Here is a 21,394-nt window from a genome sequence, read left to right as displayed (position 1 = left end):
CGGCCTCGCGGAGCGCGGCGGGGACCGGTCGCGGAGCGCGGGACAGGGGCAGTGCCCCTCCACCGGCGCTCACGACTGGCACACCGGGCACCAGTAGAGCTTGCGCGCGCCGATCTCCTCGAGCAGCACGTTCGTGCCGCAGACGCGGCAGGGCAGGCCCTCGCGCTTGTAGACGTAGTTGCGCTCGGCCCGGCTGCGGACGGCTCTCGAGCGCTCCGTCTTCGTGAGGCCGCGGCGGGTGATCATCATCCCGGTCCGGATGCCGTCCTCGAGCAGGTCCGCCCAGTCGCGCCACAGCTCCTGCGCGAGCTCCAGCGGCACCTGCTTGCCGGGAGTGTGCGGGTCGAGGCCGGCGCGGTAGAGCAGCTCCGCCCGGTAGATGTTGCCGATCCCGCTGACGACGGACTGGTCCATCAGCACCAGTCCGACCGGCGTCGCCGTCCTGCGGAGCCGGTTCACGAAGCGGTCGCGCGCCTCGTCGGAGTCGTCGTCGGCCGGATCCGGACCGAGGCGGGCGAGGAGGGCCTCCACCTGGGCGGGGTCCATCACCTCGCACGCGGTGGGACCGCGCAGGTCGGCGACGGTCTCCTCCGTCATGATGCGCACGCGCACCGCGCCCACGGGCGGCGGGGGGAACTCGTCGAGGTCGGAGTCGGTCTCGTGCACCGTCTCGGAGAGGCGCACGGCGCGGCGGCGGCGCGGAGCCCCGATGCTGCTGCCGGCCTTGCCGTCCGGGAACAGCGGCGAGACGTGCCCGAGGAAGTCCCACGCGCCGTAGAGGCCGAGGTGGACGTGCAGCGTCAGGTCGCCCTCGAAGCGCAGCAGCAGGTGCTTGCCGACGGCCGTGGACTCGAGGACCTCGCGCCCGTCGAGGAGCGCGGCCCCCTCGGCGAAGCGGCCCTGGGGGCTGCTGGTCGAGACGCGGTGCCCGACGACGTCGCGCTCGAACTGCAGGGCGATCCGGTGGACGGAGTGCCCCTCGGGCACTCAGCGCTCCTTCGCGGCGGAGTCGACTACCCGGCCGGCGATGTCGCCGGTGGCCTCGTACTCGGCGAGCTGCGCGATGCGGCGCACGTGGCGCTCCTCGAAGGTGAAGGGCTCGGCGACGAACGCGTCGATGAAGCCGGTGGCCTCCTCGACGGAGTGCTGGCGCGCCCCGATCGAGATGACGTTCGCGTCGTTGTGCTGGCGGGCCAGCACGGCGGTGCTCAGGTTCCAGACGAGGGCCGCGCGCACGCCCGCGACCTTGTTCGCCGCGATCTGCTCGCCGTTGCCCGAGCCGCCGAAGACGACGCCGAGGGCCTCGACCCCCGCCTCCTGATCGCGCACGACCGCGGCGGCGGCGTTGATGCAGAAGGACGGGTAGTCGTCCAGCGGGTCGTACGACGTGGGGCCGTGGTCGATCACCTCGTGACCGGCGGCGCCGAGGTGCTCGATCAGGTGACGGCTGAAGTCCAGCCCTGCGTGGTCCGTGGCGATGTGGATGCGCACGAGAGAACTCCTCCGGAAGAGCCGTTTGGGGCCCGCGGTGACCGGGCCGGGAGCCAGAGTACCGCGGGTCGGCTCAGTCGAACCGCGGGTCGCGGGTCCGCGAGCGCTTGAGCTCGAAGAAGCCGTCGAAGGAGGCGGCCGCGACGATGCCGTCCCAGAGCGTCAGCGCCTGCTCCCCCCTCGGGATCGGCGAGATGACGGGGCCGAAGAAGGCGACGTCGCCGATCGCGATGACCGGGGTGCCGACGTCCTGGCCGACCCGCTCGATCCCGTCGAAGTGGGAGGCGCGCATCGGCTCGTCGTACTCGTCCGAGTCGGCGTACGCGGCGAGCTCCGCGGGCAGCCCGAGCTCGGCGAGCGACTCGGCGATCACCGCGTCGGTGTCCGTGCGGCCGCCCGGATGGATCCGGGTTCCGAGAGCGTCGTAGAGCGGCTTCACGTGCTCGCGGCCCTCGCGCTCGGCGACGGCGGCGACCAGGCGCGTGTAGCGCAGCGCGCGCGGGAGGAAGGCGCGGTACGAGTCGTCCACGTCCTTGTCCTCGTTCAGGACGGCGAGGCTCATGATGTGCCACTGCACGTCGAGGTCGCGGGCGGGGGTCACCTCGTCCACGAATCGCGAGGTCATCCAGGCCCACGGGCAGGAGGGGTCGAACCAGAAGTCCACAGAGGTCATGGGGACACGGTACGCCGCTCGCCGCGGCCGCGTCCGCGCTCCCCGGCGGCTCCGCAGGATCGACCTCACGGAGACTCCACGGCGGGTCCCGGCAGCCCTAGGGTGGATCGGCGGCGCCCCCACCCCGGCGCCCGCGGCAGCGCCCGAGACGAACGGATGGAGCACCCCCGTGCCAGGAGACAACCTCACCCGGAGCGAAGCGCAGGAGCGCGCCTCGCTGATCCGGGTCCACGACTACGACATCGCCCTCGACCTGACCCGTGGCGCCGAGACCTTCCTCAGCACGACCACCGTGCGCTTCTCCGCCACCGAGGGCGCCTCGAGCTTCATCGACGCCGTCACGGGCACCGTCCACTCCGTCACCCTCAACGGCGCGGAGCTCGACCCGGCCGACGTCGCCGACGGCGTCCGCATCCGCCTTGAGTCCCTGGCCGCGGACAACGAGCTCACCGTCGTCGCCGACGCGCTCTACACCAACACCGGCGAGGGCCTGCACCGCTTCGTCGACCCGGTCGACGGCGAGGTGTACCTCTACTCGCAGTTCGAGGTGCCCGACTCCCGCCGCGTCTTCGCGGTGTTCGAGCAGCCGGACCTCAAGGCCGAGTTCCGCTTCACCGTCACCGCGCCCGCGCAGTGGCGGGTCGTGTCGAACCAGCCCACTCCCGAGCCGGTCCCGGCGGGCGAGGGGATCGCGACCTGGAGCTTCGAGCCGACCCCGCGCATCTCCTCCTACATCACGGCCGTCGTGGCCGGCCCCTACGTGGTGGAGACCGACTCGCTCGTCTCCTCCGACGGCCGCACCATCCCGCTGGGGGTCTTCGCCCGGGCCTCGCTCGCGCCCTTCCTCGACGCCGACTACGTGTTCGAGAAGACGAAGCAGGGCTTCGCCTTCTACGAGGAGAAGTTCGGCGTCCCGTACCCGTTCGCGAAGTACGACCAGCTGTTCGTCCCCGAGTTCAACGCGGGCGCGATGGAGAACGCGGGAGCGGTGACCTTCACCGAGACCTACGTGTTCCGCTCGAAGGTGACGGACGCGATCAAGGAGCGCCGGGTCGTCACGATCCTCCACGAGCTCGCCCACATGTGGTTCGGCGACCTGGTCACGATGAAGTGGTGGAACGACCTCTGGCTCAACGAGTCGTTCGCCGAGTACGCCTCCACCCTCGCCACCGCGGAGGCGACGGAGTGGACCGAGGCGTGGACCACCTTCGCCGCGATGGAGAAGAGCTGGGCCTACCGCCAGGACCAGCTGCCCTCGACCCACCCGATCGTCGCGACCATCACCGACCTCGAGGACGTCCAGGTCAACTTCGACGGCATCACCTACGCGAAGGGCGCGTCGGTCCTCAAGCAGCTCGTCGCGTGGGTCGGCGAGAAGGAGTTCCTCGCGGGCGTCCACGAGTACTTCGTCAAGCACGCGTTCTCGAACACGGAGCTGCGCGATCTGCTGGTCGAGCTCGAGGCCACCAGTGGGCGCGACCTCACCGAGTGGTCGGCGCAGTGGCTCGAGACGGCGGGCGTGAACACGCTCCGCCCGGAGATCGCGGTCGACGAGAGCGGATCCATCGCGTCGTTCGCGATCCTGCAGAGCGCGGTCGAGGAGTACCCGACGATCCGCCCGCATCGCCTCGCGATCGGCCTGTACGACTTCGAGGGCGAGCGCCTCGTCCGCGTCGACCGCCTCGAGCTGGACGTCGACGGGGAGCGCACCGAGGTGCCCGAGCTGATCGGCCGCACCCGTCCGGCGCTCGTGCTGCTCAACGACGACGACCTCGCCTATGCGAAGGTCCGCCTCGACGAGGCCTCGCTCGCCGTGGCCGTCGAGCACCTCGCGAGCATCGAGAGCCCGCTGGCCCGCTCGCTGGTCTGGGGCTCGGTCTGGGACTCGACCCGGGACGCCGAGTCGGCGCCGCGCGACTTCGTCCGCCTCGTCCTGGGCAACATCGCCACCGAGACCGAGTCCACGACCCTCCGGACGGTTCTCAACCAGCTCGTCGCCACCGCCACCCAGTACGTCGCTCCGGAGTACCGGGCCGAGGTCGTCGAGGAGGCGGGCGATCAGCTGTGGACGCTCGCGCAGAGCGCCGAGCCGGGCAGCGACGCGCAGTTCCAGTTCGTCAAGTTCTTCGCCGCGATCGCGTCGACCCCGGCGCACCTCGAGGCCGTGCAGGCGCTGCTCGACGGCTCGACCGCGCTCGACGGCCTCGACATCGACACCGACCTCGGCTGGGAGCTGCTGATCGCTCTGGTCGCCGGCGGGCGGGCCGACGCGGGCGACATCGACGCGGCGCTCGCCTCGGACAACACGGCGACCGGCCAGCAGTCGGCCGCGCACGCCCGTGCCGCGCTGCCGACCGCGGAGGCGAAGCGCGCGGCCTGGGACTCGGTCACGGCCGACGACTCGGCGCCGAACACGATCGTCCGCTCGACGGGCCTGGGCTTCCAGCGCGCCGCCGACCCGCATCTGCTCGACGCGATGGTGCCGGTCTACTTCGACGCCCTCCGCTCCCTCTGGGAGTCGAAGAGCTACAAGATCGCCGAGTACCTGGTCGTCGGCTTCTACCCGGCCGCCACGCCCTCGCGGGAGATCGTCGACGCCACCCGCGCGTGGCTCGACGCGAACCCGGAGATCCCGGCGCTGCGCCGTCTCGTGATCGAGAACCTGGCCGGCGTGGAGCGTGCGCTCCGCGCCCAGGAGCGGGACGCCCGGGGCTGACCCGGAGCGGTCCGGTCCCCCGGCGCTCGGCGCTGCGGGACCGGACGGCGCTCGCCGCGCCTCCGGCGCCTAGCGCTGCGGGACAGAGCGGCGCTCCGGCCCGTCGTAGGCGGACAGCGGCCGGATGAGCGCGTTCGAGCCCCGCTGCTCGATCACGTGGGCGGTCCAGCCCACCACGCGCGCCGCGACGAACAGCGGCGTGAAGATCTCGGTGTCGAACCCCATCAGCCGATAGGCGGGGCCGGACGGGTAGTCGAGGTTCGGCAGGATCCCCGTCCGCTCGGCCATCGCCTCGGCCAGAGCGTCGTAGAGCTCCATGAGCTCGCCGGCCCCCTCGTGCTCGGCGAGCCGCCGGAGAGCGGCGTCCATGGTCGGCACCCGCGAGTCGCCGGACTTGTAGACCCGGTGGCCGAACCCCATGACCTTCCGGCGCTGCCCGAGAGCCTCGGCGAGCCACTCGCGGGACCGCCGGTCCGCCTCCGGTCCGGTCCCGACCTCGTCGAGCACGTGCAGCACGGCCTCGTTCGCCCCGCCGTGGAGCGGGCCCTTGAGCGCTCCCACGGCGGCGGTCACCGCGGAGTAGACGTCCGACAGCGTCGACGTCACGACGCGGGCCGTGAAGGTCGAGGCGTTGAAGGAGTGCTCGGCGTAGAGCACTAGGGAGACGCGGAACGCGTCGACGACGACCGGCTCCGGCACCTCGCCGAAGGTCGTCCACAGGAAGTTCTCGGAGTAGTCGAGGTCGTCGCGCGGCTCGATCGGCTCGAGACCGCGCAGGCGGCGCTGGGCGTAGGCGACGATCGCGGGCAGCGCCGCCCAGAGCCGCACGGAGCGCTCCAGCACGGCCTCGGGAGCGTCGGCGTCCGCATCCTCGTCGAGGGCGCCCAGGACGCTCACCGCCGTCCGCACCACGTCCATCGGATGCGCCGACAGCGGCAGCAGGTCGATCACGGTGCGCACCTCGGGGGCCAGGCCGCGGTGGGACCGCTCCACGGCCGCCAGCCCGGCCGCCTCCTCCGCAGTCGGGAGCTCGCCGTGCCAGAGCAGCCAGGCCACGTCCTCGAACGAGGTCCCCGCCGCGAGCTCCTGCACGGGGTAGCCGCGGTAGAGCAGTGAGTTCGACGCCGGGTCGACCTTCGAGACGGCCGTCGTGTCGACGACGACCCCCACGAGTCCCTTGCGGATGTCCTGATCGGTCGTGCTCATCCTTCGCTCCTTCGCGAGAGGCGGGCGGCGGCGCCGGGGGGCGCCGCCGGTTCGTGCGGGTCGGCGCGCTCAGGCGCCGTAGTGGTCGGCGAGCGAGAAGTCGAAGACGCTCTCGTCGAAGCGGCTGTAGGACGCGTAGTCGAGGAGCTCGTAGAGCTCGGCGCGCGTCTGCATGCCCGGGACCTCCGAGCGGAGCGACCCCTCGGCCTTGAGGGCGTCTAGCGCCCGCATCGCGGCCCCCATCGCGATCCGGAGCAGCGAGACCGGGTGGATCACGACGTTCACGCCGACGTCGGCGAGCTGCTGCGCGGTGAACAGCTCGCTCTTGCCGAACTCGGTCATGTTGGCGAGGATCGGCACGTCGATCGCGGCGCGCACGGCCTCGAACTCGGACAGGTCGCGCATCGCCTCGGGGAACACCGCGTCGGCTCCGGCGTCGACGAGGCGCTTGGCGCGGTCGATCGCGGCAGGCAGGCCGTCGAGGGCGCGGATGTCGGTGCGGGCCATGATCACCAGATCGGAGTCGCGGCGCGCGTCGACGGCCGCCGCGATCCTCCGCACCGACGTCGCCTCGTCGACGACGGCCTTGCCGTCCAGGTGCCCGCAGCGCTTGGGGTTCACCTGGTCCTCGATGTGCAGCCCCGCCACTCCGGCGTCCTCGAGCATCTGCACCGTGCGCGCGACGTTCAGCGGCTCGCCGAAGCCGGTGTCCGCGTCGACGAGGACCGGGAGGTCGGTCAGGCGCGCGATCTGCTGCGAGCGGCCGGCCACCTCGCTGAGCGTGGTGAGCCCGATGTCCGGGAGCCCCAGCTCGGCCGAGAGCACGGCGCCCGAGACGTAGATCCCGTCGAAGCCCTTCGCCTCGATGAGGCGCGCGGAGAGCGGAGTGAACGCGCCGGGCAGCTGCAGCAGCTCGCCCGAGGCGAGGCGCTCGCGGAAGAGGCGGCGCTTCTCGGCGGGAGTCCGGGTGGAGTGGAGCATCGGGCGTCCTTCCCAGGGCGGTGTCCGGGTCCGAGCGGACCCGCTTCGAATCTATACGCGCTCGGGGCCCGTGCACCCGACTCGGAGGGAGGCGTCCCGTAGCCTGGAGCGGTCATGCTGCTTCTTCAGACCTCCACCCCGGACCCTGTCGCCGCCACCGTCTCCTTCTTCGAGTCCGAGCCTTTCTGGAAGGTGGTCGCGATCCTCGGGATCGTGCTGGGCGCGCTGCTGGTGCGCGTCATCGCCCACTTCATGATCGGCCGCGTCGTCGACCAGATCGTGTCGGGAGTGAAGCGCCGCCAGCGGGTCGAGGACACCCAGTCGATCGCCGCGTCGCCGCTCGCGGCCGTGCGGGTCGTGCAGCGCACGCGCACGCTCGGGTCGATCCTCAACAACCTGAGCTCGATCCTGATCGTCGTGATCGCCCTGGTGATGATCGTGACGACCATCGACAAGGACCTCATCGGCTCCTTCGCCCTGCTGACCGCCGCCCTCGGCGCGGGCCTGGGCTTCGGCGCTCAGAACATCGTGAAGGACGTCCTGAACGGACTGTTCATGGTCGCGGAGGACCAGCTCGGGGTCGGCGACGTCGTCGACACGGGGCAGGCGACGGGCGTGGTCGAGTCGGTCGGCGTCCGTGTGACGCAGATCCGCGACGTCAACGGGACCCTCTGGTTCGTCCGGAACGGCGAGATCGTCCGGGTCGGGAACATGTCGCAGGGCTGGTCGCGCGTCATCGTCGACCTGGCCGTGCCCTACGAGACGGATCTCGAGCAGGTGCAGTCCACGGTCCTCGCCACCGCGAACGAGCTGGCGGCGAGCAGCCGCTGGCGGGCCCGGATCATCGACAAGCCGGAGCTCTGGGGCCTGGAGTCCATCGCCGACGACGCCCTGGTCATCCGGGTCGTGGTCAAGACCCGCACCACCGCGAAGGACGACGTCGCCCGCGAGCTGCGCCTGCGCCTGAAGAGGTCGCTCGACGCGCTCGACGTGAAGCTCCCCTCGCTGGCCACCGTCGTCCTCGAGGGCTTCGAGGGAGCGACCAGCGTCGGAGGCGCCAAGCCGCCGCGGACCACGCCCTCCCCCACGATCAGCACCGAGCACGGCAAGCCCGTGCGGCTCCCCCGGGCGCTGCGGCGCGGGAGCGGAACGCCACCTCAGGACGGCGGCGGCACCTCCGGTCCGACGGGACCGCGCTCGTGAGCGGCCTGCAGATCGGCGGAACTCCTCCGCTGCGCAGCTTCTGGGAGCACCTCGGCGGTCGGCCGACGTTCGAGCGACTCGTCCGTCGGTTCTACAAGGGCGTCCGCGAGGACGAGGTGCTCTGGCCGATGTACCCCGACCACGACCTCGAGGGCGCGATCCAGCGCCTCACCGGCTTCCTCGAGCAGTACTGGGGCGGACCGGGCACGTACAGCGAGGAGCGCGGGCACCCGCGCCTGAGGATGCGGCACCAGCCCTTCCGGATCAACCCCGAAGCCCGCGACCACTGGCTCCAGCACATGCGGACCGCCGTCGACGATCTCGAGCTCGCTCCGGCCGATGACGCCCTGCTCTGGGACTACCTGGAGCGCGCCGCCCACGCGATGGTGAACACCTTCGAGGAGTAGCCGCTCAGCCCGGGGTGCGGACCAGCACGTGCCCGCGGCGCGAGGTGAGCCGGCGCCAGGCGCCGCTCTCGAGCAGGGCCACGGGGTCGTCGGCGCCGAGGAACCCGAGCGCGAAGAGGGCGAACGCCGCTCCCGCGGGGACGTCCTCGAGGCCGACGAGCGGTCGGCCCCAGACGCTCGAGCGCACGCGTCCGACGATCTGCTCGCCCGTCTCGGAGCCGACGGCCGCCGCGATCTCGTCGATCCCCTCGCGCGCCACACGCTCCAGGAAGCCGGGGTCCACGGGCTCCCGCCGGGCCCAGCCGCCGCGAGGCGGGGAGACACCCGCCCAGGGCCCCGCCGTCGCGTCGTCGCCGTCGGGCAGCACGACCGGCTTGCCGTCCGCTCCGCCCGGCTCCCACTGCAGCCGGGCGAGACGGTCCGACAGCGCTCGGATCGGCACGACCCGGTCGAAGCCGGCGGGCTCGTCGAGCGCGAAGACGCGCAGGCCCAGCACGGTCGCGGAGCGGTCCAGCAGACCGCGGGGCTGGAGGATCGGGGTGTAGGCGGCCAGCACGTGGTCGTCGGCGAGGAGCCGGACCGCACCGTCCTCGACCCGAGCCGAACGGCCGAGGAAGACGCGCAGATCCGACAGGCTCGGCGGATCCGCCAGGGAGAAGGACGAACTCATCGCGTCGATAAACTTACCCGAGGCCGTTCGCCCCACCGACCGACACCCCGGAGGTACCGTGCCCGATCCCCTGTCCTCGTTCCTCACCGCGCTCGACCTGACGGACACCGGCGCCCGCACCAGCGAGGACATCTCGACGGGTCCCTCGCAGTGGATGCCCGAGGGGCGGGTCTTCGGCGGCCAGGTCCTCGCGCAGTCGCTCATCGCAGCCGGTCGCACCGTCGAGGGGCGCTCCGTGCACTCGATGCACGGGTACTTCCTCCGCCCCGGGGACGTCTCCCTGCCGATCACGTTCTCGGTCGACCGGATCCACGACGGCCGCTCCTTCTGCACGCGGCGGACGCAGGCCTACCAGAACGGCCGCCCCATCCTCTCGATGATCGCCTCGTTCCAGACCGAGGACGAGGGCCTCGACCACCAGGCGTCGATGCCGGAGGGGATCCCCGACCCGGAGTCGCTGCCGAGCACCGCCGAGATCCTCGCGGGCGTCGACCACCCGGTCGGCAGCTTCTGGGCCACTCAGCGCCCCTTCGACGTGCGGCACGTCGAGCAGCCGGTCTACCTCCGGGCCGACCCCGAGCGGGTCGCGCACCAGAGCGTGTGGATGCGCTCGCTCGGACCGCTGCCGGACGATCCGATGCTGCACCGCGCCGCCCTCGCCTACGCGAGCGACTACACGATCCTCGAATCCACGCTCCGCCGGCACGGCGCGGCCTGGACGACGCCCGGCCTGCGGATCGCGAGCCTCGACCACGCGATGTGGTGGCACCGCCCCGCGCGCGTGGACCAGTGGCTCCTCTACGTGCAGGAGGCGCCGAGCGCGTCCGGCGGACGCGGACTCTCGCTCGGGCGGATCTACACCCAGGAGGGCGTGCTCGTGGCGAGCGTCGCCCAGGAGGGCATGGTCCGCGTCCCCCTGGGCTGAGCTCAGCCCCGCTTCGAGAAGGTGATGGGCTCCTCGACGTAGGGGCCCCACGCCTCGCGGAGCTCCTCGGGGATGCGCTGGGGCCTGCCCGTCGCGGCGGTGACCAGTACCAGAGTGGTGGCCGCCTTCGTGAAGAGCACCCGCGGGACGACGCCGGCGGGCGAGTAGAGCTCGTAGCAGACCTCGAGGCTCGCGCCGCCGATCCGCCCGATCCACAGCTCCACGTCGATCGGCGCGCGCATGTACGGGATGGGCGCGAGGTACTCGATCTCCTGCCGGGCGATGAGGCTGATCGACTCGGCGCCCGGCCGGGCGTCGAGGACCGCCGTCGCCATCCCGCCGGGCTGCGGCGAGTCCGGTTTCCAGAACGCCTGGATGCGCGCCTCCTCGAGCAGGCGCAGCATCTCGGCGTTGTTCACGTGCGCGTAGGCGTCGAAGTCCGACCAGCGCAGCGGGATGGCGACGTGAAGGCGCATCAGTCGCGGGTGAGCTTGCGGTAGGCGGAGCGGTGCGGCTTCGCCGCGTCCGGGCCGAGGCGCTCGATCTTGTTCTCCTCGTAGGCTTCGAAGTTGCCCTCGAACCAGTACCAGTTGGCCGGATCCTCCTCGGTGCCCTCGTAGGCGAGGATGTGGGTCGCGATCCGGTCGAGGAACCACCGGTCGTGCGTGATGACCACGGCGCAGCCCGGGAATTCGAGGAGCGCGTTCTCGAGGCTGCCCAGGGTCTCGACGTCGAGGTCGTTGGTGGGCTCGTCGAGCAGGAGCAGATTGCCGCCCTGCTTGAGCGTCAGCGCGAGGTTGAGGCGGTTCCGCTCGCCGCCGGAGAGGACGCCGGCCTTCTTCTGCTGGTCCGGGCCCTTGAAGCCGAACTGCGAGACGTAGGCGCGGGAGGGGATCTCGGTCTTCCCGACGGTGATGTAGTCGTGCCCGTCGGAGACGAGCTCCCACAGGTTCTTCTGCGGGTCGATGCCGCCGCGGCTCTGGTCGACGTACGAGATGTCGACCGTCTCGCCGATCCTGAGGTCGCCGGAGTCCAGCGGCTCGAAGCCGACGATCGTCTTGAAGAGCGTGGTCTTGCCGACGCCGTTCGGGCCGATGACGCCGACGATGCCGTTGCGGGGCAGGGTGAAGCTCAGGTCGTCGATCAGGACGCGCTCGCCGAACTGCTTGTGCAGCTTCTTCGCGTCGATGACCTGGGAGCCCAGGCGGGGGCCGACGGGGATGACGATCTCCTCGAAGTCGAGCACGCGCGTCTTCTCGGCCTCCGCTGCCATCTCCTCGTAGCGCGCCAGGCGCGCCTTCGACTTGGCCTGGCGGCCCTTGGCGTTGCTGCGCACCCAGTCGAGCTCGGTGGTGAGGCGCTTGGCGAGCTTGGCGTCCTTCTTGCCCTGGACCTCCAGGCGGGCGCTCTTCTTCTCGAGGTACGTCGAGTAGTTGCCCTCGTAGGGGTAGAGGTGGCCGCGGTCGACCTCGGCGATCCACTCCGCGACGTTGTCGAGGAAGTACCGGTCGTGGGTGACGGCGAGCACGGCGCCGGGGTACTTCGAGAGGAACTGCTCGAGCCAGAGCACGCTCTCGGCGTCGAGGTGGTTGGTGGGCTCGTCGAGCAGCAGCAGGTCGGGCTTCTGCAGGAGGAGCTTGGTGAGCGCCACGCGGCGCTTCTCGCCACCCGAGAGGTTGGTGACGAGGGAGTCCCCCGGCGGGGTCCGCAGGGCGTCCATCGCCTGCTCGAGCTGCGAGTCCAGGTCCCAGGCGTCGGCGGCGTCGATCGCCTCCTGCAGGGTGCCCATCTCGGCGAGGAGGCTGTCGAAGTCCGCGTCCGGGTCGGCCATCGCGAGCGAGATCTCGTTGAAGCGGTCGATCTTGCCCTTGATCTCGCCCACGCCCTCCTGGACGTTCTCGAGCACCGTCTTGGTCTCGTCGAGCTCGGGCTCCTGCATCAGGATGCCGACGGTGTAGCCCGGGCTCAGCCGCGCCTCGCCGTTGCTCGGCGTGTCCAGCCCCGCCATGATCTTCAGGATCGTCGACTTGCCGGCGCCGTTGGGCCCGACCACGCCGATCTTCGCTCCCGGAAGGAACGACATGGTCACGTCGTCCAGGATCAGCTTGTCACCGACCGCCTTCCGCGCGCGCACCATCGAGTAGATGTATTCAGCCATACCCAGTCCTCAAGTCCGTCGGTCTGCGCGGAGTCGCCTCGCCCGCCGGTCCCCTGCTCCGCGCGGAGGCGCTGACGCAGGCTCGGACCGGGGCGGGACGCCGGGCCCCGGCCGACGCGGTGCGCGGGCCGCGGGACCGTCCGCACCAGACGAGGATAACGGGAACTCGCCGGTCCGCGTCGGAGGGACCGCCGCTGACGAGATCCGCCCTCCGCTCCGGCCGGAGCCGGTGGGGAGGGCGGATCTCGTCAGCGGCCGACGGTGCGGATCAGCTGCAGGGCGTCAGGCGCTCCACCGCCTCGGACAGCGTGTCGGTGCTGCCGAGCAGGATCACCTGAGTCGCCTTGGACGCGGAGATGTCGGCGAGGACCGCCCGGGGCACGCAGGTGGGCTGGACCGCGAAGAGCGGGCTCCCGGTGAAGCCCGCCGCCGTGGCGCCGGCCAGGGCGTCGGGGAACTTCTCACCGGTCGCGAGGTAGACGGTCTCCGCCGAGGTGAAGGCCGCCTTGTTCAGCTTCTCCGAGGTGTCGTACCGGTCGGTCCCGCCGATGCGGGTGATCGACGGGCCCGTGATCGAGCGCTCGATGCCGTCGCTGACCGAGAGCGAGGATCCCGCGATGGTCAGCGTCCTGATCTTGAGGCCGCTGATGATCTGCTGGGTGAGGGGGTCCACCGTGGAGCCGGTGCCGTTGGTCAGCACCACCGGAGCGTCCTTCGCGCCGGCCGCGGCGCTGGCGCTCAGAGCATCGGGGAACTTCTCGCCCGTCGCCAGCCAGGCCCTCGAGGAGCCGGCGGGGAAGGCGTACTGCAGGATCTTCTTCGACGTGTCGTAGCGGTCGACTCCGCCGAGGCGCGTGATGTTCCTGTTGGTCGCGTACCCGGCCAGGTCGCTGTAGACCTGGCTGCCGACGCTGAGCTCGGAGCCGACGACGACGATCTTCGCGGGCTTGAGGCGCGTCAGCTCGGTGCGGACGACCTGGCTCATCGAGTCGCGGTCGACCAGGAGCAGCGGCCCGCCCGCCGTGGCCGCGGCGGGTCCGGCGCTGAGCGCGTCCGGGAAGTTCTGCCCGGTGGCGACGTAGACGACGGGGACGTTCGCCGGGAAGGTGCGCTTGGACACCTCGACCGCGGTGCCCTGACGGTCGGAGCCCGAGATGCGCGAGACGACCGGCGAGCCGGCGGGCGGAGCCGTCGGAGTGGTGGTCGGCGCGGGCGTCACCGGCGGGGTGGTCGCGGTGGCCGTGGGCGTCGGGGTGACGGGCGGGGTGGTGGGTCCGCTTCCGGTGACGCGGACCGCGGCGTCCGATGTGATGGTCGCTCCGCGGGGCTGCTGCACCCTGCCGTTGCTGACGCCGGTGACCTGGAGCAGGCTGCTCGCGCGGTCCTTGTAGGCGTCGTAGGCGCTGGAGGGGATCGTCACGGTGACCTTGGACTGGTCGTTGTCCGCGGTCACCTGGGCGGGGATCCGCTCGGTCCTGCTGGATCCGACGTACGCGGCGAGTCCCTGCAGGTCGTAGAAGCCGGGCTGGTTGGACTCGAGGACGACGGTGTCGCCGCCCTTGACCTCCGGCACCTCGGCGGCGTTGCTGTACGCGAAGTACGCGGCGCTGCGCTGGAGCGTCTGCGCGGTCCCGCTGAGGTCGACCCCGCCGACGCCGCCGCTGCCGGAGGCTCCGGCGACGGAGAGGGTGGCCGACGTGGTCAGCTCGTAACCGCTGTCGACCGGCTGGCCGATCGGCTCCCGGGGGTTCTTGATCGGCTGCTTCTGCGCGGTGATCTGCAGAGCGACGGTCCCGCCGCCGAACGAGGCGAGGGGCTGCTTCAGGTCGATGCGGAAGCTGCGGCTCCCGGATGCGAGGTTCGCCGAGCCGACCAGGTCGTAGTCCCCGATCGCCCAGTTGTAGGTCGTGAACGCCGGGTAGGAACCCGTCGGCCGAGCGGAGTCGGACAGCGTGACGTCGAGCCCGGTGACGTCGCCCGCGACGGGACTGATCTGGGCGGCCGAGAACGTCTCGGTGGTCGACCAGTTGTAGGGGCTCGTCAGAGCGACCATCCGGCTCTCCGCGGCGGCGGCCGCTCCGGCTCCTGTCGTCACTCCGAGGACGACGGCTGCCGTGCTCGCTACCGCGAGGGCGGTGCGCATCCACCTCGCTCGCGTCGTCGTCTGCGGTCGGGATGTGGTCATGGCGAGTTCCCCCTCGTCGTGGTCCTCGTGCCGAGCGCTCCCGTCGGCACGTCCGACCCTGTGCCCGCGCTGGGGCACACGTGTCGGTCAGGGCAGCCTAACCGTGCGGAGCAGCCTTGAGGGAAGGGCGGGACGGCGCCGACCGCCTCCCCCGCCGGCCGCCCCGTCATGAGAGTGGGCGTCGATGCTCGGATCCGCACCGGTCGACGTGGTCCTCCGGGCATGGCGGACGGCGCCTCGACCCCTTCGCGACCGAGGGAGGGGGACGGTGTCGAGGATCCTTTCGCCCTTTCCGTCCCCGACCGGGGCGCGGGGTCGAACCGTTGCCGATCGACGCCGGCGCGTCAGCCCTCGATCGGGACGGTCCGGCCGACCAGGCACGCGCCGGTCGCGATCGGTGCCGCGATCACCGCCCGCACCCCGCCGCTCTTCGGGCCGTACTGGCCGATGAGGCACGACTCGCCGAGCTTGACGGAGACCTGCACCGAGTCCGCGTCGAGCCCGACCGAGGTCTCGTCGGCCGTCAGCTGCATCGACTCGCGGGAGAACCCCGCTGCCACGAGCGCGTCGACGACGCTCGAGCCGCTCACCTCCGGATCGGGCTCGGCCGCAGCTCGGAGGGTCTGCTCGAAGACCGGGAGGTTCTGCTCGGTCGTCCCGCCCGGCACGAAGGCGACGGGTGCGGTGGACTCCACGGGTGCCGGCGCCTCGGCCGCGGAGGAGGAGACCACGGGGTCCGGCGCCGACGGCGACGTGCAGCCGGCGAGGCAGACGGCGAGACCGCCGAGCGCGAGCGCGATGCGGGCCGCTCGGTTCCGTGTCACGCCCGGCTCCTCCCGACCGGGACGGCTCTCGCTCCGGTCCCCCGGATCAGAACGGGGTCTCCCCGGATCCTACCGAGAGACCGGGAGCGCCTCCGCCGACGCCCACCGCCACCGGCGGCTCGGGTGCCGCATCGCCGCGGTCGTGGCCCGCCGCTCCCCAGTCCGCCGCCGGGGCGCCCTCGCGCGGCGCCTCCTCGCTCCACGCCGGCTCGGCGGCGGGGGCGGGAGCGGAGGCGCGCCCGACGGTCTTCGTGAAGCTGCTGGTCCCCCAGGCGAGGTCGTGCCCGATGCCCTCGGCGGTGAGGACCACGTCGGTGCCGGTCTTGCCTCCCGCCTCCCAGGCCCTCACCCCGAGCCGCCCGGTGACGAGGATCCGGTCGCCGCGCGAGAGGGAGGACAGCGCGTTGCCGGCCAGGCCGTTGAAGGCGGTGACGGTGTACCAGTTGGTCGAGACGTCGACCCAGCGCTGCTCCGAGCGGTCGTAGCGCCGCTGCGTCGAAGCGAGCCGGAAGCTGGTCATCGCGGTCCCGCTCGAGGTGTCGATGCTCCGGGGCTCGGTGCCGATGGTCCCGATGACGGTCAGGGTGTCGGTCATGGTCGTGTCCTCTCTACTCCTGCCCCGCCACGGCTGCGACGGGGACGGCGCCCGGGCGGAGGGGGCTGGTACCGCTCGGGCGCCGCAGGGCCAGTGTCGCGACGAAGGGCCCGTCTCCGAGGTGGAGGCGGGCCCTTCTGAGGAGAGGACGAGCGGATCGTCCCCTGTGGAGGAACGTCACGACGCGGTGATGTACCTCGAGTAGGACGTGCGGATCTTGTTCACCTTGGGCAGCGCGACCGCCATGCAGTAGCCCTGGCCCGGGTTCTTCGCGAAGAAGTCCTGGTGGTAGTCCTCGGCCGGGTAGTAGACGCCCAGCGGCGAGATCTCGGTGACGATCGGTCCGTCCCACCACTCGGACGCGCGGTCGCGCGCCGACTCGAACAGCTCCTTCTCCTCGTCGGAGGAGTAGAACATCGCCGAGCGGTACTGCGTGCCGACGTCGTTGCCCTGGCGGTTCAGCTGACGCGAGTCGTGCAGGGTGAAGAAGACGTCGAGGATCACCTGCTCGGGGATGACGTCCGGGTCGAACGTGACGGCGACGGCCTCGGCGTGACCGGTGCGCCCGGAGCAGACGTCCTCGTAGTCGGGCTCGGTCGTGCGGCCGCCGGTGTAGCCGGAGACGACGTCGGTCACGCCGTCGAGGACGCGGTAGACGGCGTCCAGACACCAGAAGCATCCTCCGGCGAGTACGAATGTGCGCATTGCGTGTGACTCACTTCCTGTCGCGTCGACGCGTCCGGGGTGCCGGAGGCGTCAGTCGGTCCAACACGCTCCCCGCCCCCTGCATTCCGCGGATCCTCCCCCTGCAATAGAGTCGCGGCGTGAGCTACGACGCCGCCGCCGCCCGCTACGACCGCATGGACTACCGACGCACCGGACGGAGCGGTCTGCTGCTGCCCGCCCTGTCGCTGGGCCTCTGGCACAACTTCGGATCCGACCGCTCCCTCGACACGCAGCGCGCGATCCTCCGCCGCGCGTTCGACCTGGGCGTCACCCACTTCGACCTCGCGAACAACTACGGACCGCCGTACGGTGCCGCCGAGACGGCCTTCGGCCGCATCCTCGCGGAGGACCTCCGCCCGTACCGCGACGAGATCGTCATCTCGTCCAAGGCCGGATACGACATGTGGCCCGGCCCGTACGGGGACGGCGGCTCGCGCAAGTACCTGCTCTCCTCGCTCGACCAGAGCCTGCAGCGGATCGGCGTCGACTACGTCGACGTCTTCTACTCGCACCGGCCGGACCCGGAGACTCCGATCGAGGAGACGATGGGCGCTCTCGTCTCGGCGGTGGAGTCGGGCAAGGCGCTCTACGCCGGCATCTCCAACTACTCGCCCGAGCAGACCCGGGCCGCGCAGGCGGCTCTGGCGGGCAGCGGAGTCCCGCTCCTCCTTCACCAGCCCCGCTACTCGCTCTTCGACCGCGGACCCGAGGACGGCCTCTTCCCGGTGCTCGACGAGCTCGGCACCGGCTGCATCGTCTTCTCGCCGCTGGCGCAGGGGCTCCTGACCGACCGCTACCTCGACGGCACCGTGCCGGAGGGGTCCCGAGCGGCGACGTCGCGCTTCCTCTCCTCCGACCGGATCGACGAGGCGTACCTGACGCGGGCCCGCGGCCTGAACGCGATCGCGCAGCAGCGCGGCCAGTCGCTGGCCCAGCTCGCCCTGAGCTGGGTGCTCCGGGTGCCCACCGTCACGAGCGCCATCATCGGCGCGTCGAGCGTCGCGCAGCTCGAGCAGAACGTCGCCGCGCTGGACGCCGGCCCCCTCTCGCAGGAGGAGACCGACGCGATCGAGGAGTTCGCGGTGCACGGCACGACCCTGCGCTGACGCGCCGGCGGGGATGTCGGTGGTCCGCCGTAGTCTGCGACAGCACTCGGCCGGTGGGTGCTCCGAGACTCGAGCAGGAGGAACCGATGTCCCTGTCCACGCTGCACGCCACCCGCACCCCGCCGACGCTCACCCGGGTCAACGCCCGGCTGTGGCGCGTGAGCACCGGCTCGGGCGCCGTCGTCGGTCACATCGAGCTGGTCGAGGATCCGCTCGGCGAGCGGTACCGCGCCCGGCTGCTGAGAGCGGGCATGCCCGCCGGCGCCGAGCTCGGCGAGTTCTGGAGCGTCGACGACGCGATCGAGGTCTTCCGCGTCGCCTGACGCGCCGATCCGCCCGGTCGGCGGCGTGCCGACCGGGCCGCGGCGACCGCCCCGGATAGCGTTCGCCCCATGCAGTGGTGGAACGAGTTCATGTCCTGGATCCGCACGAGCGACGGGCACCAGGCGGTCTTCACGGCCGCTGTGGTCCTGCTGGCCGTGGTGGTCGGAGCGATCGTGATCGGCTCCGTCTTCCGCGCGTCGATCGCGCGACTGATCCGCCAGCAGGACCACGAGCGGAAGAACGCGGTCATCGCCACGCTCGTCGACGCCGCGGTCGACGCCTCCGCGTGGAACGTCCTCAGCAGCCCGGAGCGCGTCCTCAGCGACCGCGCGTCCGCGCAGGCCGAGACCCACCTGCGCCTCCTGCCCGTCAAGGGCTCCGGAGTCGCGGCCAACTGGGCTGCTCACGAGCTCGCCGAGCTGAAGCACACGTCGAGCACCGGCGGCTACCAGACGCAGGCCAGCGTGGGCGAGTTCCGCGACCGTCTCGTGCAGTGGCGGGACAAGCCCGGACGCGCCCGGAAGGCCTTCCTCGCCGACCTCGAGCGCTGGCGCTTCTCGGAGACCGGTCGCGACCGCTCCGCCGAGTCCGCACCGTCGTCCGATCGGGTCGCGAGCGCCGGCGAGTCCGCGCCGGAGCGCACCGCTCCCGCGGCCGCTCCGCCGACCGCCGTCGCGCCGGTCGTCGTCGGTGCGGGCTCCGCGTCCGGCGCAGCCCCGCAGACGCCCACGATCGTCCTCCCCGCGTCGGCCGGGGACGCCTCGCAGGAGGAGACCCGCCGCCTGCTCGCCGACGTCGACCGCCTGGAGGTGCCCTCGCGCGAGCGCCCTGTCGAGGAGCTGCCGCCCGTCGACCCGCAGCGCTCGGCTCCGTCCCCGGAGCAGCCGCAGTCCTCGGACGCGGAGCCCGACGCGATCCCCTCTGCGCAGGAGAACGGGGACCGTCCGGTCGTACCGGCGGAAGCCGACGACGACGCCGTGGTGCGAGCCGACGAGACCCGGTTCGAACGTCCCGCCTCGGACGACGACCGCCGCGAGGAGCACACGTCGGTCTGAGCCGCCCCGGCGGACGAGAGAAGGCCCCGATCGCGAGTGCGATCGGGGCCTTCTCCGTGGTGCGGGCGGTGCGTGTACTGACTAGCTGTGTGCATCACGTGCACGGGCGACTCGGCCGACCAGTACGGCGAGTGGCGCCGCGACGATCGTCCACGCGACGGCGATTCCACCGAGGATGGCGAGGAGCAGCATGGTCGTACCTCCGTTCGTTACGTCGTTGTAATTCCGGACACCCCAAGACTAGGTGCCTGACTGACACTCAAACGACATCGGGTGGGAAACACGCCGGTGTTGCCTCCGATTTGCCGGTGTGTTATTGGTGCAGCGACCGCGAGTCCTCGTCCGAGGGGCACCGGAGCGGAGGAAAACCCCGTGGGTGCCGGGCGTCACTCCTCGAAGGAGCCCGCTGCCGCCCGAGGCGCGGCCCGAAGACGAGTGCGACGCGTCGTCGATGATCGACGGGCCATCGCGGAAGAGGACCCGGGACGGCGACCGGCGCGCTCCCGATCCGATGGTGCCCCCGGCAGGAATCGAACCTGCGACCAAGAGATTAGAAGGCTCCTGCTCTATCCGCTGAGCTACGGGGGCGGACTCCGACCACGATACCGAAGCGCGGGGGCCGCGCCCGCCGGGGTCTAGGCGCCCCGGACGAGTCCCAGCACTCCCACGACCAGGGAGACGACGGCGAGGGCGAGCGAGACGCCGATGAGGACGGTGTGCACGCGGAGGAAGGTCGTGGCGCGGCCGTCCGCGTCCCGCGCCCGCGGGTCCTTGCGGACGCGGCGGAGGAAGGGCGGCCAGACGATCGCGTTCCACACGGCGTTGACGATCAGGAGGCAGCAGGCGAGCGTGATCACGAGGATCCAGTGTAGGAGGAGCGGGGCGGCCGGACCGGGTGTCGGCGGCCGCCGATAGACTGCCCCGCATGAGTAGCGCCCCCGACCGTCTTGTCTGGATCGACTGCGAGATGACGGGGCTCGACCTCTCCGTCGACGAGCTCGTCGAGATCGCCGTCGTCGTCACCGACTTCGAGCTGAACCCGCTCGACGAGGGGCTCTCCCTCGTCATCCGGCCCGACGCGACGGCGCTCGAGAACATGGGCGACTTCGTCCGGTCGATGCACGAGACCTCCGGCCTGCTGGTCGAGATCCCCTCCGGCGTCAGCGTCGCGGAGGCCGAGTACGAGGTGCTCGAGTACGTGCTCAAGCACGTCCCGGCGGAGCAGCAGGCCCCCCTCGCCGGCAACTCGATCGGCACCGACCGCGCCTTCCTCGCGAAGTTCATGCCGCGCCTCGACGGCCACCTGCACTACCGCAACGTCGACGTCAGCACGATCAAGGAGCTGGCACGCCGCTGGTTCCCGCGCATCTACTTCAACGCGCCCCAGAAGCACGGCGGCCACCGCGCCCTCGCCGACATCCTCGAGAGCATCCGCGAGCTGCAGTACTACCGCCGGGCCGTGTTCGTGGAGCAGCCGGGGCCGAGCACCGCCGAGGTGCAGGCCGTGTCGGCCGCCGTCGTGGACGAGTTCGCCTCGCGGATGTAGTACTCTCGTACAGTTGCTTCGGCGGGTCGCCCCGTCGGAACACGCTCCTGGTGGGTATAGCTCAGTTGGCAGAGCGCCTGGTTGTGGTCTAGGAGGTCGCGGGTTCGAGCCCCGTTACTCACCCCAGTGGCTGTGCATGCAGCGGAAGAGGCCCGGAGTTCCGACTCCGGGCCTCTTCGCACATCCGGCGAACGGCAGCGATCGCCGACGCAGAGAGGTCCCGGATGCTCGAGCTGGACGAGAACGCCTTCGAAGCCCTGGTCGTCTCCGAGCTCGACGCGCTCCCGGACGACATGGTCGACGGGCTCGACAACGTCGTGTTCGTCGTGGAGGACCGGCCCGAGGACGGGACTCTGGATCTGCTCGGCTACTACGACGGCGTCGCCCTCACCGAGCGCGAGCGCTACGGCTTCGGCGAGATGCCCGACCGCATCGTGCTGTTCCGCGAGCCGCACCTCGCCGCGTGCGACGATCTGGACGCGCTGCGCGACGAGATCCACGTCACGCTCGTCCACGAGATCGCGCACTTCTACGGCATCGACGACGATCGGCTGCACGAGCTCGGCTGGGCCTGATCGCCGCCGAAGGAGAGCCTCCCACCGG

Annotated in this window: 22 protein-coding genes and 2 tRNA genes; 10 read left to right on the top strand and 14 right to left on the bottom strand. The window is 71.5% G+C overall.

The annotated features are described in order from the left end of the window. Nucleotides 1–69: 69 nt before the first annotated feature. The 3 genes from C5C24_RS01480 to C5C24_RS01470 all read right to left on the bottom strand — a co-directional run bounded on the left by C5C24_RS01480 (nt 70) and on the right by C5C24_RS01470 (nt 2,164). Nucleotides 70–987, bottom strand: coding sequence for an Fpg/Nei family DNA glycosylase (locus C5C24_RS01480; RefSeq protein WP_104304121.1), 918 nt, complete (start codon nt 985–987; stop codon nt 70–72). After that, complete coding sequence (locus C5C24_RS01475; protein WP_104276045.1) at nt 988–1,491, bottom strand: ribose-5-phosphate isomerase; 504 nt, start codon at nt 1,489–1,491, stop codon at nt 988–990. 73 nt (nt 1,492–1,564) lie between these two features. Continuing rightward, nucleotides 1,565–2,164, bottom strand: coding sequence for a DsbA family protein (locus tag C5C24_RS01470; protein ID WP_104276044.1), 600 nt, complete (start codon nt 2,162–2,164; stop codon nt 1,565–1,567). A 169-nt stretch (nt 2,165–2,333) separates the two neighbouring features. On the opposite strand from C5C24_RS01470, the gene pepN reads away from it, so the two are divergent. Next, nucleotides 2,334–4,880, top strand: a complete 2,547-nt coding sequence (gene pepN / locus C5C24_RS01465) for an aminopeptidase N (protein WP_104304120.1) — start codon at nt 2,334–2,336, stop codon at nt 4,878–4,880. Between the two features lie 69 nt (nt 4,881–4,949). Here pepN and C5C24_RS01460 read toward each other — a convergent pair whose 3' ends face one another. Both C5C24_RS01460 and prpB read right to left on the bottom strand, forming a co-directional pair. Continuing rightward, nucleotides 4,950–6,086 (bottom strand): bifunctional 2-methylcitrate synthase/citrate synthase, encoded by a 1,137-nt coding sequence (locus C5C24_RS01460; RefSeq protein WP_104280545.1) that lies wholly within the window; start codon nt 6,084–6,086, stop codon nt 4,950–4,952. Nucleotides 6,087–6,155: 69 nt separating this feature from the next. Further along, complete coding sequence (prpB, locus tag C5C24_RS01455) at nt 6,156–7,067, bottom strand: methylisocitrate lyase (protein ID WP_104276041.1); 912 nt, start codon at nt 7,065–7,067, stop codon at nt 6,156–6,158. A gap of 114 nt (nt 7,068–7,181) precedes the next feature. Here prpB and C5C24_RS01450 point away from each other — a divergent pair, with 114 nt between their 5' ends. Together C5C24_RS01450 and C5C24_RS01445 are read left to right on the top strand one after the other, a co-directional pair. Further along, a complete protein-coding gene (locus C5C24_RS01450) occupies nt 7,182–8,270 on the top strand; it encodes a mechanosensitive ion channel family protein (RefSeq protein ID WP_104276040.1) in 1,089 nt (362 codons plus the stop codon). Continuing rightward, nucleotides 8,267–8,677 carry a globin gene (locus C5C24_RS01445; RefSeq protein ID WP_374955317.1) on the top strand — a complete coding sequence of 137 codons (411 nt, stop codon included), beginning with the start codon at nt 8,267–8,269 and terminating at the stop codon, nt 8,675–8,677. The genes C5C24_RS01450 and C5C24_RS01445 overlap by 4 nt, the downstream gene beginning before the upstream one ends. A gap of 4 nt (nt 8,678–8,681) precedes the next feature. Here C5C24_RS01445 and C5C24_RS01440 read toward each other — a convergent pair whose 3' ends face one another. Continuing rightward, on the bottom strand, nt 8,682–9,347 hold the full coding sequence (locus C5C24_RS01440) for a hypothetical protein (RefSeq protein ID WP_104280544.1): 666 nt from the start codon (nt 9,345–9,347) through the stop codon (nt 8,682–8,684). A gap of 58 nt (nt 9,348–9,405) precedes the next feature. Here C5C24_RS01440 and C5C24_RS01435 point away from each other — a divergent pair, with 58 nt between their 5' ends. Next, nucleotides 9,406–10,272: an acyl-CoA thioesterase II gene (locus tag C5C24_RS01435; protein ID WP_258065003.1), complete on the top strand. Its 867-nt coding sequence runs from the start codon at nt 9,406–9,408 to the stop codon at nt 10,270–10,272. Nucleotides 10,273–10,274: 2 nt separating this feature from the next. Here the strand turns inward: C5C24_RS01435 and C5C24_RS01430 are convergent, their stop codons facing one another. From C5C24_RS01430 to msrA, 6 genes are all read right to left on the bottom strand, one after another. After that, nucleotides 10,275–10,748, bottom strand: a complete 474-nt coding sequence (locus tag C5C24_RS01430) for a thioesterase family protein (RefSeq protein WP_104223707.1) — start codon at nt 10,746–10,748, stop codon at nt 10,275–10,277. Continuing rightward, nucleotides 10,748–12,430 carry an energy-dependent translational throttle protein EttA gene (gene ettA / locus C5C24_RS01425; protein ID WP_104304119.1) on the bottom strand — a complete coding sequence of 561 codons (1,683 nt, stop codon included), beginning with the start codon at nt 12,428–12,430 and terminating at the stop codon, nt 10,748–10,750. Before ettA ends, C5C24_RS01430 begins: the two co-directional genes overlap by 1 nt. A 268-nt stretch (nt 12,431–12,698) precedes the next feature. Further along, nucleotides 12,699–14,615 (bottom strand): cell wall-binding repeat-containing protein, encoded by a 1,917-nt coding sequence (locus C5C24_RS01420; protein ID WP_146082490.1) that lies wholly within the window; start codon nt 14,613–14,615, stop codon nt 12,699–12,701. A 344-nt stretch (nt 14,616–14,959) separates the two neighbouring features. Continuing rightward, entirely contained in the window at nt 14,960–15,439 is a 480-nt protein-coding gene (locus tag C5C24_RS01415) for a DUF6993 domain-containing protein (protein WP_104276035.1), read from the bottom strand. A 46-nt stretch (nt 15,440–15,485) separates the two neighbouring features. Then, on the bottom strand, nt 15,486–16,034 hold the full coding sequence (locus tag C5C24_RS01410) for a single-stranded DNA-binding protein (RefSeq protein ID WP_104276034.1): 549 nt from the start codon (nt 16,032–16,034) through the stop codon (nt 15,486–15,488). Between the two features lie 177 nt (nt 16,035–16,211). Next, on the bottom strand, nt 16,212–16,739 hold the full coding sequence (msrA, locus tag C5C24_RS01405; protein ID WP_104304118.1) for a peptide-methionine (S)-S-oxide reductase MsrA: 528 nt from the start codon (nt 16,737–16,739) through the stop codon (nt 16,212–16,214). 155 nt (nt 16,740–16,894) lie between these two features. Here msrA and C5C24_RS01400 point away from each other — a divergent pair, with 155 nt between their 5' ends. The 3 genes from C5C24_RS01400 to C5C24_RS01390 all read left to right on the top strand — a co-directional run bounded on the left by C5C24_RS01400 (nt 16,895) and on the right by C5C24_RS01390 (nt 19,245). Beyond that, nucleotides 16,895–17,866: an aldo/keto reductase gene (locus C5C24_RS01400; protein ID WP_104280677.1), complete on the top strand. Its 972-nt coding sequence runs from the start codon at nt 16,895–16,897 to the stop codon at nt 17,864–17,866. An 86-nt stretch (nt 17,867–17,952) separates the two neighbouring features. Continuing rightward, nucleotides 17,953–18,189: a hypothetical protein gene (locus tag C5C24_RS01395; protein WP_104223715.1), complete on the top strand. Its 237-nt coding sequence runs from the start codon at nt 17,953–17,955 to the stop codon at nt 18,187–18,189. Between the two features lie 69 nt (nt 18,190–18,258). Then, nucleotides 18,259–19,245, top strand: coding sequence for a hypothetical protein (locus tag C5C24_RS01390; protein ID WP_104304117.1), 987 nt, complete (start codon nt 18,259–18,261; stop codon nt 19,243–19,245). A 512-nt stretch (nt 19,246–19,757) separates the two neighbouring features. Here C5C24_RS01390 and C5C24_RS01385 read toward each other — a convergent pair. Continuing rightward, nucleotides 19,758–19,833, bottom strand: a tRNA-Arg gene (locus tag C5C24_RS01385). 47 nt (nt 19,834–19,880) lie between these two features. After that, entirely contained in the window at nt 19,881–20,102 is a 222-nt protein-coding gene (locus C5C24_RS01380; protein ID WP_104223717.1) for an SCO4848 family membrane protein, read from the bottom strand. A 68-nt stretch (nt 20,103–20,170) separates the two neighbouring features. Here C5C24_RS01380 and orn point away from each other — a divergent pair, with 68 nt between their 5' ends. The 3 genes from orn (at nt 20,171) to C5C24_RS01365 (ending at nt 21,366) form a co-directional block, all read left to right on the top strand. Further along, entirely contained in the window at nt 20,171–20,791 is a 621-nt protein-coding gene (gene orn / locus C5C24_RS01375) for an oligoribonuclease (protein ID WP_104276030.1), read from the top strand. A gap of 50 nt (nt 20,792–20,841) precedes the next feature. Continuing rightward, nucleotides 20,842–20,917: transfer RNA gene (locus tag C5C24_RS01370), tRNA-His, on the top strand. Between the two features lie 98 nt (nt 20,918–21,015). After that, nucleotides 21,016–21,366: a metallopeptidase family protein gene (locus C5C24_RS01365; protein ID WP_104276029.1), complete on the top strand. Its 351-nt coding sequence runs from the start codon at nt 21,016–21,018 to the stop codon at nt 21,364–21,366. Nucleotides 21,367–21,394 lie beyond the last annotated feature (28 nt).

The sequence above is a fragment of the Rathayibacter sp. AY2B3 genome (genome assembly GCF_002931755.1).
Taxonomy (GTDB): Bacteria; Actinomycetota; Actinomycetes; order Actinomycetales; family Microbacteriaceae; genus Rathayibacter.
The sequence above is the reverse complement of the archived record's forward strand: the minus strand, read 5'-3'. Positions and strand labels throughout refer to the sequence as shown.

Bases quoted from the DNA above. Each gene is read 5' to 3' on its own strand.
- C5C24_RS01470 (WP_104276044.1), bottom strand. From the start codon at position 2,164: ATGACCTCTGTGGACTTCTGGTTCGACCCCTCCTGCCCGTGGGCCTGG.
- C5C24_RS01460 (WP_104280545.1), bottom strand. From the start codon at position 6,086: ATGAGCACGACCGATCAGGACATCCGCAAGGGACTCGTGGGGGTCGTC.
- prpB (WP_104276041.1), bottom strand. From the start codon at position 7,067: ATGCTCCACTCCACCCGGACTCCCGCCGAGAAGCGCCGCCTCTTCCGC.
- C5C24_RS01450 (WP_104276040.1), top strand. From the start codon at position 7,182: ATGCTGCTTCTTCAGACCTCCACCCCGGACCCTGTCGCCGCCACCGTC.
- C5C24_RS01440 (WP_104280544.1), bottom strand. From the start codon at position 9,347: ATGAGTTCGTCCTTCTCCCTGGCGGATCCGCCGAGCCTGTCGGATCTG.
- C5C24_RS01430 (WP_104223707.1), bottom strand. From the start codon at position 10,748: ATGCGCCTTCACGTCGCCATCCCGCTGCGCTGGTCGGACTTCGACGCC.
- ettA (WP_104304119.1), bottom strand. From the start codon at position 12,430: ATGGCTGAATACATCTACTCGATGGTGCGCGCGCGGAAGGCGGTCGGT.
- C5C24_RS01420 (WP_146082490.1), bottom strand. From the start codon at position 14,615: ATGACCACATCCCGACCGCAGACGACGACGCGAGCGAGGTGGATGCGC.
- C5C24_RS01410 (WP_104276034.1), bottom strand. From the start codon at position 16,034: ATGACCGACACCCTGACCGTCATCGGGACCATCGGCACCGAGCCCCGG.
- msrA (WP_104304118.1), bottom strand. From the start codon at position 16,739: ATGCGCACATTCGTACTCGCCGGAGGATGCTTCTGGTGTCTGGACGCC.
- C5C24_RS01400 (WP_104280677.1), top strand. From the start codon at position 16,895: ATGGACTACCGACGCACCGGACGGAGCGGTCTGCTGCTGCCCGCCCTG.
- C5C24_RS01395 (WP_104223715.1), top strand. From the start codon at position 17,953: ATGTCCCTGTCCACGCTGCACGCCACCCGCACCCCGCCGACGCTCACC.
- C5C24_RS01390 (WP_104304117.1), top strand. From the start codon at position 18,259: ATGCAGTGGTGGAACGAGTTCATGTCCTGGATCCGCACGAGCGACGGG.
- orn (WP_104276030.1), top strand. From the start codon at position 20,171: ATGAGTAGCGCCCCCGACCGTCTTGTCTGGATCGACTGCGAGATGACG.
- C5C24_RS01365 (WP_104276029.1), top strand. From the start codon at position 21,016: ATGCTCGAGCTGGACGAGAACGCCTTCGAAGCCCTGGTCGTCTCCGAG.